Genomic DNA, 14034 nt, shown 5'->3' with positions numbered 1-14034 from the left:
CCACCGGTGGGGGCGGGCTCACGACTCGATGGTCCGGCCCGCCGTCGGATGGGAGAGGATCAGACCGAGGAGCTGGGGATCACCGTTGTACAGATAGGCGGCCTTCTCGGCCGGCGGCTCCGCACCGTCGACCAGCATCAGGTCGAATCGCATGGTGATGTCCGTGCCGAACTGCTCGGTGAGCATGTCGAACACCGGCCGGGAGACGGCGACGGCCGCGACGGGCCGGTGGCGGTCGTAGCGGTCCCCGGTGATCCTGAGCCTCAACTGTTCGGCTCCGGGCAGGTGTTCGGGGTGGTCGCCGTGCAGGACGGACGCGGCGATCGGGGTTCGCGGCCGGTCGTCGGGGGCGAGCCGCTTGATCCGGTCCCAGAGGTCGAGGAAGGCGCGCCCGGCCGTGGCCAGGGGATCGCCCGGTTCGAAGAACGTGAGCAGCAGCTCGGCCCCGAACCCGGGCGAGGGCCGGGAGAGCGCGCTCTCGATGGTCGAGGCGCGCTGGACCTCGCCGAGGATCCGCTCCAGGAGGAGGACCGACGCCTCGTCGGCGTCCGGGAGCTGAACGGCCAGGTAGAGCTGGTTGGTCCGGGTCTCCTCCCTGGAGAAGATCCGGAAGACCCGGTCGAGTTCTGCCCGACCCTCGGCGGGCAGGTCCGAGGGCCGGATCCGGGCCTCGTCCAGGGCCTGGACGAGGGCGCGCAGGAACCGGTCGGCAATCGTGCTGCCGCCCGGGCGGTGGTCGATCGCCCGCATGCTCTCGGCGATGGCGGTCAGGTCGCCGAACCGCCGGTCGCCGATGAGGATCCGCAGCAGGGGACGGGTGAACGCGAAGGCTGCGTCGAGGTCGCCGTGCTCCGCCGCGTACGCGGCCAGCGCGACCAGGATCGGCCGCTCGGCCTCCAGCCAGGCCCGGGCCTGCTCGGGACGGCGGAAGCGGACGGTGTCCCGGCGGTCCCCGGACGCCGCGGCCTCCGCCTCCACCCGGTAGCGGACCAGCAGCCGGTCGAACGCGCCCGCCCGGTCGTCGGCGTCGGCGTTGGCCTCGCCCCGGCTGAGGGAGTAGAGCCGGAGCAGCGGGGGGAACCGCCAGTGGTCCTGGGTGGGGCCGGGTTCCGCCAGGTGGGCCCGGGCCAGCGCCGCCATCAGCTGCTCCGCCGCCGAGAGGTCGAGATTCGCCACGCCTGCGGCGACGTCGGTGGACAACTCGGGGTACGGGTACACGGAGAGCAGGCGGAACAACCGGCCCTCGCTGCTCGACAAATTCAGGTACGACTCGGTGAAGGCGACCCGCAGGCTCCGCTCGCCGTGACCGAGCCCGTCGAGCCGGAGGCCGGGGTCACTCAGCTCCTGGACCAGGGCGGCCACCGGCAGGGCCGGCCGATCGGCCAGCCGGTCGACGCAGATCGTCAGCGCCAGCGGCAGGCCGTCGCACAGCTCGGCCAGGGCCAGCCACGGACCGCGCGGGCCGGAGACGCGCCCGTCACCGAGCAGGGATGCCTGTACCCCGTTCTGCAGGAGCTGGACGGAATCCTCCGGGGGCATCGCCCGCAGTTCGAGCCGGACGGCGTCGATCGGCTGCGAATGGCGGGAAGTGACGAGGACGGTGACCGGAGCGTCGGGCGGGAGGTACGGCGCGGGGTCGACGTGCGGAGGCGCATTGTCGAGCACCAGCAGGAGTGGTCCGGCCTCCGTGCCCAGTTGTGTGAGAACGGTCCGGAGGAGGGCGAACCGGTCGTGCGGGTCCGGCGGTACGATCTCACCCGGAACGCACAGGGCGCGCAGCAGGACACCCGGAGACAGCGCGGAGCCGTTCGGATGCCCGCGCAGGTCGAAGTAGAGCGCTCCACCGGGGTACCAGCCGTTCTCCAGGGCGGTGCCGGCGGCTTGGCGGACGAGCTCGGACTTCCCCGTGCCGGGGGCACCGGTGACGACAGCGGTGCGGGTCGGGAGCACACCGGGTTCGACGGGTGTCAGGAACGACAGCAGCTCGGCGAGGGCCTCGGCGCGGCCGGTGAACGCGGGGGACGGCACGGGGGGGACCCCGGAGGCTGCCCTGGTGCCCGGAAGCGGCAGGCGCAACGTCACGAGCAGGCCCTGGACCGTGGCGTGGACGACGACCCGGTTGCTGCTCGTCCGGGTCGGCGGCGGCGGATCGGTCGCGGCGGTCAGGGCGCGCGCCAGTTCCGAGTCGAGGTCCGTCTCGGCGAGAACGTTCGGCAGGTGTGGCAGACGCTGCGCCAACCCGCGCAGGGCCGTGGCCTGAGCGGAGTCGTCGGGGTCGTACGTGGGGCCCAGCCGTGCGACCAGCTCCTCCAGCACCTCGTCGGTGTCGAGGCGTCCGAGTTCGACGACAGGGACGTCCGGGCCCGGCCAGACGTCGGCGCTGTCGGTGGTGACGAGCACGCAGCCCCGCCCGAGGGGAGGGAACATATTGAGCGGGTGCTCGGAGCCGCCGGTCCATTCGTCGTGGTAGTTGTCGAGGACGACGAGCCAGTCCCGGTGCCGTGCCAGCAGTTCCCGCAGCTGAACGGAGGCGTCCAGAGGCTCGTCGACGTGGGCGAGGGCGGTCCGGAGCTGGACGAGCCCGCGCTCCAGCGAGCCGCGCGAGGTCGCGTCGATCCAGTGGGTGAAGCTGTGGCGCCCGCCGTATGCCCGGACGTACTCCTGGACCAGTCGGCGGCGTCCCGTGCCGACGTCGCCGACGACCACCACCACGGCAGGCCGCTCGGGCGTTCCGGACGCCGGCCGGTCGGGGTCGAAGGCGGCTGCCAGGGCGGCGAGTTCGCGCTTCCGTCCGATCATCCTCGGCGGTTCCGGCGGGCTCAGTGGCGGGCGGACCGGGTTCAGCTTCTCGGTCCGCAGCGGTGGCGGCACCGGCCCTGACTCGGCCGGCCGGCTGTGGGCTGTCAGTGTCACCGCCTCCGCCAGTCGCGCGGCCAGTGCGGCGTGCTGGCCGCCCGCGCTTGCGAGGACCGTCACCGCCACCTCGGCGAACGGCAGGCTCCGTGCCGACAGCCGCACCTCGCCGTCGTCCTGCCCGCCGTCGTCGACCGCGCCGACCAGGCGGGCGACGGCGCGGAAGTCGCGGGTGCCGCCGAAGGTCGCCGCGACCCGGCCGGACACCTTGGTGAGCACGTGCTTCAGTACGTCGACGGCCTCGGTGCGGGTCAGTTCGGCGAGCAGTTCCTCCCGCACGCCGTCCCGGAAGTCGTAGACCTGCTCGTCCGGGTCGGTGGCCGTTCCGTCCAGGGGTGCGATCAGCCCCGAGAGGAACAGCTCGGCCAGATCGGTCTGCCCGGACTCCGGCACGGTGGCCCGTTGGACCAGCCGCATCACCGGCAGGCTGAGCGGCGCCGCCGCCAGGTGGCAGGCCAGCCGGTAGGCGTTCGGCGAGCTGCCCGCCCGGAACCGGGCGACGCGTTCGGCGGGCGTGGCCGGGTCGTTGGCGGGGCCGGTCGGGCGCTGCGGGCGCGGCACGCCGGCGATCGGCGCGGCGAGCATCGGCGTCCACCCGGAGGTGCGGCCGGCGGTCAGGTCGGCCCACGGGGTGATCCAGTCGGCGTCGACCTCCATCACCGGCAGCCAGCGGACGGCCGCCCTGAGTTCGGCGCCGGGGCTGCCGGGCGGGATGCCGGGCAGGGCGGCGTCCGAGCGGAAGGCCGGGACGGGCCGGCTCGCCACGGAGGCGCGTGCGGCGACGAGGGCGGTGCGCAGCGCCGTCCGGTGCCAGAGCCGCCGGGGCAGCACCTGGAGCGCCGCCGCGGGCCGGGCGGCGGCGACACCGGCGAGGAACTTCGGCAGTTCCGTCCCGTACCAGGCCGGGCCGACGCCGTCGGTGAGGACGAGCAGGATCCGCCGGTCGGTGGGGTCGTTGAGCGGCCGGGACCAGTCGGTCCTGGCGGCGGCGGGCGCCCCCGGGCGGCGGCGGTGGAACGGTGTCAGGGTGGGGACCGGCCGGTCGGTGTCGAGCGCCCAGCACCGCACGTCGGCGAAGGCGCCGTGCCGCTCCAGCAGGGTGCTCAGCTCGCCGGCCAACCGGTGCCAGACGGCCATCGTGGCGCCGGTGTCCACCAGCAGGTCGACCGAGAAGCGCGGTTGCTGTGCGGGCCGCCAGACCGGGAGCAGGATGCCGGTCTCGGCGGTGGCCTCGGCCGTCGCCTCCTCGTCGAGGGTGGCCCGGCCGGGGGCGTCGACCGCGCGGCGCAGCGGGCGCAGGGCCCGGGCCAGCGCGAGGCCGCCGTCCAGGGCGGCGGGCTGGGTGACCTGGACGACATGGCCGCCGGACCGGTCGGTGCCGGCGGGCTCGTCGGTCTCGGGGGTCCCGGAGCGGTGGTGCAGCGCGGCGTGCGGTCGCAGGGGCGGTGGGACGGCGGTGTCCGGTCCTGGTCGGTCGGCGCTCGGCGGGTACGGCGGCGGAGGCGGTACGGCGACTGCGGGTGTTCGGTCGGTCGGGGTCGGTACGGCGTGCCGGGGCGGCGAGGACTGCCACGGCACGCCGGTCGACGTCGGCCGGGCACCGGCGGGCCGTGGTGCCGTGGAGGGTCGCGGCACGGAGGGCGTCGTCGGCGGGTCCAGCAGTCCGGCAAGTCCCGCGATCCACAGGACGTCCGCGAGGTCCTGCGGCAGCGGGCCGCCGTCCTCCGGCCGGAGCAGCCCGGCGAGCGCCTCCGTCAGCCCCTCGGCCGGCCCGCCCGGCGACGCCGAAGCCATCTCCGCTCAGCTCTCGTTGAGCGGACGGAGCAGGACGTCCCGCACGGCTTCCCGACCCTGCTGGTCGGCCCTGAGCACGCGTCCGGCCATCAGCAGGGCGTTCAGGAGCTGGTCGTTGGCCAGCTCCGCCCCGTCCTGTCGCTGCCGGCGGAGGAACTCGGCGATCAGATCCGTGGTCTCCGCTGCTGCCGCTGCCTCCTCGCCCAGGTGGGCGGCGACCATCGCGGCCAGCCGTTGCTCGTCCGGCGCCCGGATCTCCAGCCGGACGCAGCGCCGGAGCAGCGCGCTCGGGAAGTCCCGCTCGCCGTTGCTGGTGAGCACGACCAGCGGGAACTGCGCGCAGCGCACCACACCGCCGCGCACCACCGCCGTCCGGCCGTGGTCGGCCGTCCCGACCTCCTGCGGGCCCGGGCCGAGTCGCAGCAGCTCGGGGATCTCGAACTCGCCCTCCTCGAAGACGTTCAGCAGGTCGTTGGGCAGGTCGATGTCGCTCTTGTCGATCTCGTCGATCAGCAGCACCCGCGGTGTCCGCCACGGCAGCAGGGCCGTCCCGAGCGGGCCCAGCCGCAGGAACCTGCCGATGGCGGGTGACCGGCGCTCGTCCGGTTCGGCCGCCTCCTGCCGCCCGATCCGCGGGTCGTGCTGCAGCTCGTACCCGGGGTCGTCGCGCCGGTCGCGCTCCCGCGACAGCCCGGCCTCGTGCAGCCGCCCGATCGCGTCGTAGCTGTACAGCCCGTCGCGCAGGCTGGTTCGGCTGCTGATCGACCAGCGCAGCACCGGGCCCAGGCGCAGTTCGTGGGCGACGGCATAGGCGAGGGTCGACTTGCCGACACCCGGTTTGCCGGTGATCAGGAGCGGGCGGCGCAGGTGCAGGGCGAGGTTGACCAGCCGGACCTCCTGCTCGTCCGCCTGGTACGCGGCCGCCTGCCGGATCCGGCCGAGCCGACGGGCGGTGGAAGCCGCCGCGGAGTCCTCCGGGGGCGGTCCCGGCAGGAGCGCGGGATCGGCGTCGGGGGCGCCGAAGGCACGCCAGGGGGGTGCCGGCGGGAGCCCGGCGATCCCGCCGTGGGGGACGCCGGTGCCCCGGTAGATCCACCAGTCCTCGGCCATGAATGCTCCTGACTCGTCGCTTGTCGCCGTGGGGTTCGCGGTCATCCGACGATCCCGGGGAAGGAGTAGTCCTGATCGGGGTCCACGCAGTCCGGGTCGTCCCAGAGCAGCGTGACGGTGTGTTCCGGGTCCGGGTCCGGGCCGCCGACCTCCTGCCGGTACTGGTGGACGACATCGGGCAGTTCGGCCAGCCGGGTGCTCTTGTGCTCGCTGAGGGCCGCGACCAGCGGGTCCGGGTCGCCGGAGACCCGGCGCCAGATCAGGACGGGGATCCCGCCGTAGTACATCGCGTTGTCCACCGCGTACTGGACCTCGGGGTCGAGCTGCTCGTACGGGACCGTCAGGCCCAGACAGGCCAGGCTCCTTCTGCCGGCCAGCCAGCTGAGCAGCCCTCTGGCGCTCGTCCGGTCGAGCGAAGGCCATTCGATCCGTTTGAGGACCTCGTTCGAGTCGGCGCCGTGGGTCTGGAGGTTGGCCCAGCGCTGCCGCCAGAGCGCGAGGCCGAGGTGGGGCTCGCAGTACCGTTCGAGTTGCCGGACCACCACCGGGTGGAACTCGCCCAGGGGCCTGCGGGTCACGCCGGTGGACCAGAGCTCGGCGGTGTAGCCGAGGATGGAGCGCGGCAGCAGGAACTCGATCCGGACCGGGTCGGGGGTGCGGAGCGCCAGATTCAGCTCCTTCCAGGCGACCAGCCGTGCGCCACCCGCCCTGAGCAGCTCGCTCCTGGTGAACGCCTGGTCGTCCTGGTGGCTGCCGACCCGCCGGAAAGGTCCGCCCGTCAGGGGCTGGCGGTAGTAGGAGACGTGCAGCCGGTACTGGGTGTCGCCGGTGTGGACGGGGCCCTCCTCGTCCAGCCGGACCTGGACGATCAGCCGTTCGCCGGGGACCGCCGTCGCCGCGGCGGGCGCCCGGTCGGCGTGGGCGGCGAGGAACCGGCGCAGGGCCGGGAGCGGGTGCTGTCGGGTGACCTCGGGGTTGTCGCCGAGCGAGCGGAGGAAAGCGACCAGCGGCCCGAGCGGGTCGTCGTCGATCCGGTTGACGAGGAGGTCCAGGATCGCCGGCAGGGTCATCGACGCCGTGTCGCGCTCCCGTAGCCCCGGGATGTCCTCCGGCAGGTGGTGGGCCGGCCTGGCCGGTGCCGTGATCGCGTGCAACTCGCCGATCACCGTCAGCAGTTCACCGCTGGGAAGCTCGTCGCCGCGGTGCAGGAGCCGCCGGGTGAGCTCCAGCCAGTCCCGTGCGCCGTCGTTCCGCGCCAGCTCCTCCAGCGCCTCGGCGAGGGCGTCCAGCGCGGCCCACGGATCCCGGAAGGCGCGGATCGCCCGGAGTATCTCGCGGACGTGCGGTCGCGGGGTGTAGTCCTCGCGGATGTCGCCCTGGATGCCGCGGGCCTTCGCCGACGCGCCCATGGTTGCCAGGACGTCCTGGCGGAAGGTGAGTTGGAGCATCGTCCGGAAGCCGAGGAGGATCTCCACGAGAACGTCCTCCGCCCCCTCCGGCCATGGCCCCCGGTCGCCGGCCGGGGGCACGAAGGGTGTCACGTGCATCCGGCTAGCCGTCCTCCCGCTCGCCGAGGGCGCGCCCGACCACGGCGCGGAGTCCGTCGAGCGCGCCGTCGTCCGGGGCGAGTTCGGCCATCGCGGTCCGCAGGGCCCGCAGGGCCGCCCGGCCGTCGCGGAAGCTGCGGCAGGCGCGCACGATCTGGTGCAGATGGGTGCGGCGGTCGGGGCGTTCCTCGGCCTCGAAGGAGTGTGTCAGGCCGAGGTGCACGCCCATGGTGTCGAGCAGGTCGTAGCGGCCGTCGGCGCGGCGCAGCAGCTCGAAGGCCATCAGGGCGTCGACCAGCTCGCCGTTCCCGGGCGGCGCGGGCGGCGCCGGCGGCGGGCCGGGCAGGACGACGCCCGCTGTACCCAGCAGCGCGGTCAGCGCGCCCACCGGGGTGTACCAGCCGCCCGCGTCCAGCTGGAAGGCGCGGCTGCCTTTGAGTACACCTCGCACCAGGCCGTCACCGTCGACCAGCATGCTGCCGCTGTGGCCCTCGCGGATGCCGTCGCCGCGCACCCCGAGGTACCGGTCCGCGAGGCCGACGACCCGCAGTCGCAGGGTGTCCGGCCGGACGCCGGGGCTCGGGGTGTGGGTGGAGTACCCGAGCGCGGTCAGGACGGTGTCCGGTTCGGCCTCGGCGGCCGCGAGCCGGGCCACCGGGTGGTCGGTCCAGTCGGGGACGCCGAGCAGGGCGAGGTCGGGGAAGGGGTGGTGACCCTTGCCGTGGCCCCTGTTGTCGCCCCTGTCGTCGCCCCCGTCGGCCTCGGGGGCCAGCCGGATCCGGTCGGCGGGGACGGCGCGCTCGCCGGACGAGTGGCGGACGCCCACCGGTGCCGCCGCGCGCACCGCCCGAGCCACCACGTGCGCGGAGGTGACGGCGAGACCCGGTGCCACCAGGAAGCCGCTGCCGCCGAAGTCGCCCGCGACGGTGATCACGACGGTGCTGCGGCGCAGCGCCTCGGTCGTGGCGAGGCCGGGCCGTGCGGGTACGGTCACTCGGCGTCGGCCGCTCTGGGGGCCGGGGCGCTCGGGTTGTCGGAGGCGTTCTGTGCGGCCGGGGTCACTGCGGCCGGGGTCACTGCGGCCGCCGCGGCCGCCTGCTGCCGACGGCGCTCGGCGAGGTCCCAGGAGAGGCGGACGGTGAGTCCGGCCTCGCTGCCGGCCTCGGCGATGACACCGAGCAACTGGCCAGACTTGACCGCCAGTTTGAGGCCGAACTCGACCTCGAAGGTGTCGGGGGAGCCGGCGTCCCCCTGCGCGATGCTCTCCGCCGCCCAGCGGCCGACGCCCTGGACGGTGCTGCGCACCTGGTCCAGCGTCAGTGCCACGGCCGAACCGAGCTGCCCGGCGGCCCGTCGACCCCCGCCCCAACCGGCGTCGCCGGAGTCCGCCCAGACGTCCGAAGGCGTTTCCGGCTGCTGGAAGTTCACCTCACCGATCACCTCGGCCCGGACGGTCGTGCCGTCCCCGAGATCGATCGTCACCGTTTCGGCCATGCGCGTCCGCCCCCTTGGAGATCCGCCCCCCGACGGTCCCTCACCATACCGGCGTCCTCGCACCGTGTGGCTCGGACGACCAAGTAGGTTCTGCGGTGGGGGAGTCCGGGGTGGGCGGGGGTGGTCAGGCGTCCGTGGGGAGGGGGCTGGCCGGGTGGCCGGCCGGTGCGGCGGTGCGGGGTTGGGCGGGGAGGGGGAGGTCGAGGGCGTCGGTGGAACGGGACGGGAGGGTCAGCGCGGCCGCGGCCTCGGGCGGGAGGTCGCGCAGGCCGAGGAGGCCGGCGGACAGGCGGGCGGTGGCGCGGTGCCAGTCGTTGATCCGCCGCATCAGGGTGTGGCCGGTGCCGAGGACGGTGTAGCCGCAGACCCGGGCCCCGGCGGCGCGGCTCCGGGCGGCGAAGGCGCGGGTGGCGGCGGGGGAGGTGATCCGGTCGAGGTCGCCGTGCAGCATCAGGACGTCGCGGTCGGCGAGCTGCTCGCAGGGGTCGTCGGCGGGGCACCACGGGGCGAGGGCGACGACGCCGGTGACGACGGGGTGTCCGGCGGTCCGGAGCGCGGCGCGGCCGCCCATGGAGTGACCGACCAGGACGGTGGGGACGGGGCCCAGTTCCTCGGCGAGGTCGTCGAGGGCGGCGATCGCGTCCTTGGCGGCGTCGGCCCGCTCGCCGTTCCAGCCCCGGTGGCGGTAGCGGACGGTGCCGACGGCGACCCCGGCGCCCTCGGTCTCCCGGCGCAGCGCGTGCACGAACCCGGCCATCCGCAGGCCGGCCAGGTTGACCGGGCCCGGACGGGAGAGGCCGTGCTCCTGGCCGCCGTGCAGGACCAGCACCGCGGCGCCGGGCCGCTCGGGCAGCGCACGCCAGACCAGCGCCCGGTGCCCGCCGGCGCCGGTGCTGTTGCCGGAGCCGTCGCCGGGGGTACCGATGCCGCCCTTGCCGCCCGTCCTGATCCCGCTCACGCTGTCCCGTTCCCGCCCGCCGTCCGGGCCGTGCCGCGGACGGCCGTCGTGCCGTGTGGACCGCCACTGTACGCACGGGGCGCCGGGGTGTTCCTAGCCGTTCTCCATATTCCTCCCCGGCCGGCGGGCGCCGGCGGTCCTGCGGGGCGGGGCCGGAGCCGGCCGCTCAGGCCGGGAGCAGGCCGTTCTGCCGGACCAGCCAGCAGATCGCGGTGAGCCGGTGCACCGCGAAGTCGTACCCGACCGGCTCGCGCCAGCCGATCTCCGCGAGCCGGTCCAGGAAGCCGCGCGCGTAGTCGGACAGTTCCGCACGGTTCAGCCGCCGCGGCTGCAGCGTCGGCCCCTGCGCGTACAGCAGCTCGCGCAGCTCGGCGGCGTGCTGGTCGATCGCCGCGACGAGGCAGGGCTCGAAGGCCAGCTCGGCCAGCCGGGGGCCGAAGGCGGCGACGATTCCGGGCAGCGGACAGTCCTCCGGCCGGGAGTACGGGGCGGCGGAGTCGGCGGGGAGGCGCCGGGGCGGCTCGTCGGGCGTGGCGGACATCCGTCCACGGTAGGCGAGCGCGGCGCCGGGGCAGGAGGCCCGGGGAGGAGACCTTGGCCACCCCGGGCGCTCCGCCCGGCCGACCGCCGCCCGGCCCGCCGGGCACCGGGCCGACGCCGCCGCTTCCCCGGTTCCGGCGTGGGGGCGGGGCGGTCTGCACCAGAATGGCCGGTATGGATCTTCGAATCTTCACCGAACCCCAGCAGGGCGCGAGCTACGACACCCTGCTCCGGGTGGCCAGGACCGCCGAGGAGCTGGGGGTCTTCAGCGCCTTCTTCCGCTCCGACCACTACCTGAGGATGGGGGGCGTCAGCGGCCTGCCCGGTCCGACCGACGCCTGGATCACCCTGGCCGGCCTGGCCCGCGAGACCAGCACGATCCGCCTCGGCACCCTGATGACCGCCGCCACCTTCCGGCTGCCCGGTGTGCTGGCGATCCAGGTCGCCCAGGTCGACGCGATGAGCGGCGGCCGGGTCGAGTTCGGCCTCGGCGCGGGCTGGTACGAGGAGGAGCACAGCGCCTACGGGATCCCGTTCCCGAAGGAGAAGTTCGGCCGGCTGGAGGAGCAGCTGGAGATCATCACCGGTCTCTGGAGCACCGCCGTGGGCGAGACCTTCGACTTCGCCGGCACCTACTACGAGCTGAGCGAATCGCCCGCGCTGCCCAAGCCGGCGCAGGCGAGGATCCCGGTCCTGGTCGGCGGCAAGGGGCCGACCCGCACCCCGGCGCTGGCCGCCCGGTTCGCGGACGAGTTCAATCTGCCGTTCGTGTCCGTGGCGGAGTCGCAGGCGCAGTTCGGCCGGGTCCGGACGGCCGTCGAGCGGGCCGGCCGCCGGGCCGACGACCTGGTGTACTCCAACGCCCTGGTCGCCTGCGTCGGGCGGGACGACGCCGAGGTGGCCCGCCGGGCCGCCGTGCTCGGCCGCGACGTCGACGAGCTGAAGGCCAAAGGCCTCGCCGGCACCCCGGACGAGGTGGTGGAGCGGATCGGGCGCTACGCCGCCGTCGGCAGCGAGCGGATCTACCTGCAGATCCTGGACCTGGACGACCTCGACCACCTGGAGCTGATCGCCTCCCGGATCGCCCCGCAGCTCGGCTGAGGCGGCTCCGGCCGGGACCCGGGCGGCCCGCCCGTTCCCGCGCGCGTTCCCGTTCCGCACCCGTCCCCGCGCGCGTTCCCGCACCCGTCCCCGCGCGCGTTCCCGCTCGCGCCCCCGGCCCCGCTCCCGCTCGCGCCCCCGGCCCCGTGCTCGCCGCTGTGACGCTCCCGGAGCGCTTCTGTGACGATCCTGGAGCGATAAGGGCTCGGCCCGGACCCGGTCTGACCATTAGTCTTTACTCTCTCTTGAAGGGGGAAAACTCCTCGGGAGGAGGGGCCGGGACCACCCGGACCGGTGGGGAAGCAGGGGGAGTGCCGATGTCGGACGTACAGGTCTTCGGGGCGGCCCGTGACCGGGCGGCGGCTCGCGACCGGGCCGCGGCCCGTGACCGGGCGACGCGCGACCGGGCGACGCGTGACCTGCCGGCCCGCGACCGGGCGGCCCGCACGGTGCCGCGCCCGGGCTGCCGGGAGCTCGCGGCGGAGCCGCCGGCCGGTGTGCTGCGCCCGCGCGGCCTCCAGGACCTGCGGTCCGGTCGGCGGCCGGGGGCCGCGCCGAGCGCCCTGCACTATCCGGCGGGCGACCTGCTGGTGGTCTCCGGACTGCCGGGCAGCGGCAAGAGCACGCTCATGCGCCGCTGCGTGCGCACGCCGATCGTGGACTCGCAGCTGGTCCGCGAGGAGTACGCGTCCCGGCTGCCGTCCTGGCTGCCGTACGCCCTGTACCGCCCGCTGGTGCGCCTGGCGCACTACCGGCGGCTGCGGCGCGCGGTGCTGGCCGGCGGGCCGCTCACCGTGCACGACTGCGGGGCGGTGCCGTACGTGCGGCAGTGGCTGGCGCGGACCGCCGAGCGGCAGGGGCGCCGGGTGCACCTGGTCCTGCTGGACGCCAGTGCCGAGGAGGCCCGCGACGGTCAGCGCGCGCGGGGCCAGGCCGTCTCCGCGTACGCGTTCGCCCGGCACCGGGACGCCGCGCACCGGCTGCGCCGGCGCCTCGCCGGGACGGGCCGGCCGCCGGCCGGCTGTGCGTCGGCCGTGGTACTCGACCGGGCCGGTGCGCGTGCCCTGCGGGAGATCGTCTTCGCGGCGTCGTAGTCTCGCCGGAGGCGGTCAGGGGCGCCCGGTTCATCCCGTTCGTCCCGTTCCGCCGGTGGCGCGCCGCGCCGCGGGGCAGACGGGGTGTCACGTTTCGGACAGACCGGGGCCGGTACTGTGCGCATGCGCGCGACGGGAAATGCTCCATGTGCGGTGCCGTTCGACCGCTCAAACTTCCGGTTTATGTCCGATTTGCCGTCAGAAGTTCCAGGCCGGAACATGTCTGACGCGTACACGCGGCTCTGCGTAGCCTGTGGCTCGGCGGCCCCCCTCAACCGCCGTCCCCCACCACCCCCTCAGGAGCGCAGATGCGTCGTTCCGCCCGTGTTCCCTCGCGTGCCACCGGCAGATTCCTCGGCGCGGCCGCCGTCGCCGCCGCCCTCGGGCTCACCCAGTTCGCGGCCCCCGCCGCGTTCAGCACCGCCAGCGCGGCCGCCAAGGCCCCGACCTCCACCGAGTGCAGCACCGGCGAGGCGGCCCAGGACGCCGCGGCCCGCAAGCCCGCCGGACACCCCGCCGGCCAGGAGCCCAACGCCGTCACCGAGGCCCAGGCCAAGGCGATGGACAGCGACCTCCAGGGCCGGCTGGCCCAGCTCGCGCACTCCGCGCAGGGCAACACCCTGCTCGCGCCCGGCGAACTGGCCGCCACCACGACCATTCCGGTGTACGTGCACGTCGTCCACTCGGGCACCACCGGCAAGCTGTCGGCGGCCACCGTCACCAAGCAGATCGACGTCCTCAACGCCGCCTACAGCGGTCAGGGCACGGGCAACACCGCGAGCCAGTTCCGGTTCCAGCTGGTGGCCACCGACTACACCGACAACTCCAGCTGGTACAACGGCGTCAGCCCGGGCTCCAGCGCCGAGAAGGCGATGAAGACCAAGCTGCGCAAGGGCGCGGCCAACGCCCTCAACCTCTACACCGCCAAGCTCGGCCAGTCGCTGCTCGGCTGGGCGACGTTCCCCAGCTCCTACCGCTCCAACCCGACCGACGACGGTGTGGTCATCCTCGACTCCTCGTTCCCCGGCGGCTCCGCCACCAACTACAACGAGGGCGACACCGCCACCCACGAGGTCGGCCACTGGCTCGGGCTCTACCACACGTTCCAGGGCGGCTGCTCCGGCCAGGGCGACTACGTGGCCGACACCCCGGCCGAGCAGAGCGCGGCCTACCAGTGCCCGGCCGGCCGGGACACCTGCACGGCGACCGGTGTCGACCCGATCCACAACTTCATGGACTACACCTACGACTCCTGCATGACCCAGTTCACTCCGGGACAGGTTGCCCGGATGGCCAACTCCTGGGCTGCATACCGGGCCTGACGGCCCATCGGTCCGTATGGGCGGGCCGCACCCGAGACGCTGGCGGGTGCGTGGCGACGACGCCGCGCACCCGCCAGTACCAGTTCGGGGGCACGACACGGGTCTCGCGGGCCCCGGCGCGGCCATGAGCGGCCGAATGTTCCGGTTGATCTAAGTTTGAC

At 74.7% G+C, this 14034-nt stretch carries 10 protein-coding genes; 3 read left to right on the top strand and 7 right to left on the bottom strand.

Annotated features, from left to right (window positions below; genetic code table 11):
* Positions 1-18 precede the first annotated feature (18 nt).
* The 7 genes from BLU95_RS06055 to BLU95_RS06030 form a co-directional block, all read right to left on the bottom strand.
* Positions 19-4707, bottom strand: coding sequence for an ATP-binding protein (locus BLU95_RS06055; protein WP_093859055.1), 4689 nt, complete (start codon positions 4705-4707; stop codon positions 19-21).
* Between the two features lie 6 nt (positions 4708-4713).
* Positions 4714-5817, bottom strand: coding sequence for an AAA family ATPase (locus tag BLU95_RS06050; protein ID WP_093859054.1), 1104 nt, complete (start codon positions 5815-5817; stop codon positions 4714-4716).
* Positions 5818-5858: 41 nt separating this feature from the next.
* Positions 5859-7292: a VMAP-C domain-containing protein gene (locus BLU95_RS06045; protein ID WP_093859053.1), complete on the bottom strand. Its 1434-nt coding sequence runs from the start codon at positions 7290-7292 to the stop codon at positions 5859-5861.
* 76 nt (positions 7293-7368) lie between these two features.
* Positions 7369-8358, bottom strand: coding sequence for a trypsin-like peptidase domain-containing protein (locus tag BLU95_RS06040; protein WP_159424800.1), 990 nt, complete (start codon positions 8356-8358; stop codon positions 7369-7371).
* Positions 8355-8858 carry a CU044_2847 family protein gene (locus BLU95_RS42160; RefSeq protein WP_159424799.1) on the bottom strand — a complete coding sequence of 168 codons (504 nt, stop codon included), beginning with the start codon at positions 8856-8858 and terminating at the stop codon, positions 8355-8357. The genes BLU95_RS06040 and BLU95_RS42160 overlap by 4 nt, the downstream gene beginning before the upstream one ends.
* A 124-nt stretch (positions 8859-8982) precedes the next feature.
* Positions 8983-9816 carry an alpha/beta hydrolase gene (locus tag BLU95_RS06035; RefSeq protein WP_353653541.1) on the bottom strand — a complete coding sequence of 278 codons (834 nt, stop codon included), beginning with the start codon at positions 9814-9816 and terminating at the stop codon, positions 8983-8985.
* A gap of 166 nt (positions 9817-9982) precedes the next feature.
* Positions 9983-10357, bottom strand: a complete 375-nt coding sequence (locus BLU95_RS06030; protein ID WP_231978343.1) for a DUF6401 family natural product biosynthesis protein — start codon at positions 10355-10357, stop codon at positions 9983-9985.
* A gap of 173 nt (positions 10358-10530) precedes the next feature.
* Between BLU95_RS06030 and BLU95_RS06025 the strand changes: the two genes are divergently transcribed.
* The 3 genes from BLU95_RS06025 (at position 10531) to BLU95_RS06015 (ending at position 13873) form a co-directional block, all read left to right on the top strand.
* Positions 10531-11457 (top strand): LLM class F420-dependent oxidoreductase, encoded by a 927-nt coding sequence (locus BLU95_RS06025; RefSeq protein ID WP_093864676.1) that lies wholly within the window; start codon positions 10531-10533, stop codon positions 11455-11457.
* A gap of 317 nt (positions 11458-11774) precedes the next feature.
* Positions 11775-12551 carry an AAA family ATPase gene (locus BLU95_RS06020; protein ID WP_107452481.1) on the top strand — a complete coding sequence of 259 codons (777 nt, stop codon included), beginning with the start codon at positions 11775-11777 and terminating at the stop codon, positions 12549-12551.
* Positions 12552-12859: 308 nt separating this feature from the next.
* A complete protein-coding gene (locus BLU95_RS06015) occupies positions 12860-13873 on the top strand; it encodes a zinc metalloprotease (RefSeq protein WP_093859051.1) in 1014 nt (337 codons plus the stop codon).
* The last annotated feature ends 161 nt before the right edge of the window (positions 13874-14034 follow it).

The sequence above is a fragment of the Streptomyces sp. TLI_053 genome, from assembly GCF_900105395.1.
Lineage (GTDB): Bacteria > Actinomycetota > Actinomycetes > Streptomycetales > Streptomycetaceae > Kitasatospora.
The sequence above is the reverse complement of the archived record's forward strand: the minus strand, read 5'-3'. Positions and strand labels throughout refer to the sequence as shown.

Coding starts and splice junctions, on each gene's coding strand:
- BLU95_RS06055 (WP_093859055.1), bottom strand. CDS start 4,707: ATGGCTTCGGCGTCGCCGGGCGGGCCGGCCGAGGGGCTGACGGAGGCG.
- BLU95_RS06050 (WP_093859054.1), bottom strand. CDS start 5,817: ATGGCCGAGGACTGGTGGATCTACCGGGGCACCGGCGTCCCCCACGGC.
- BLU95_RS42160 (WP_159424799.1), bottom strand. CDS start 8,858: ATGGCCGAAACGGTGACGATCGATCTCGGGGACGGCACGACCGTCCGG.
- BLU95_RS06030 (WP_231978343.1), bottom strand. CDS start 10,357: ATGTCCGCCACGCCCGACGAGCCGCCCCGGCGCCTCCCCGCCGACTCC.
- BLU95_RS06025 (WP_093864676.1), top strand. CDS start 10,531: ATGGATCTTCGAATCTTCACCGAACCCCAGCAGGGCGCGAGCTACGAC.
- BLU95_RS06020 (WP_107452481.1), top strand. CDS start 11,775: ATGTCGGACGTACAGGTCTTCGGGGCGGCCCGTGACCGGGCGGCGGCT.
- BLU95_RS06015 (WP_093859051.1), top strand. CDS start 12,860: ATGCGTCGTTCCGCCCGTGTTCCCTCGCGTGCCACCGGCAGATTCCTC.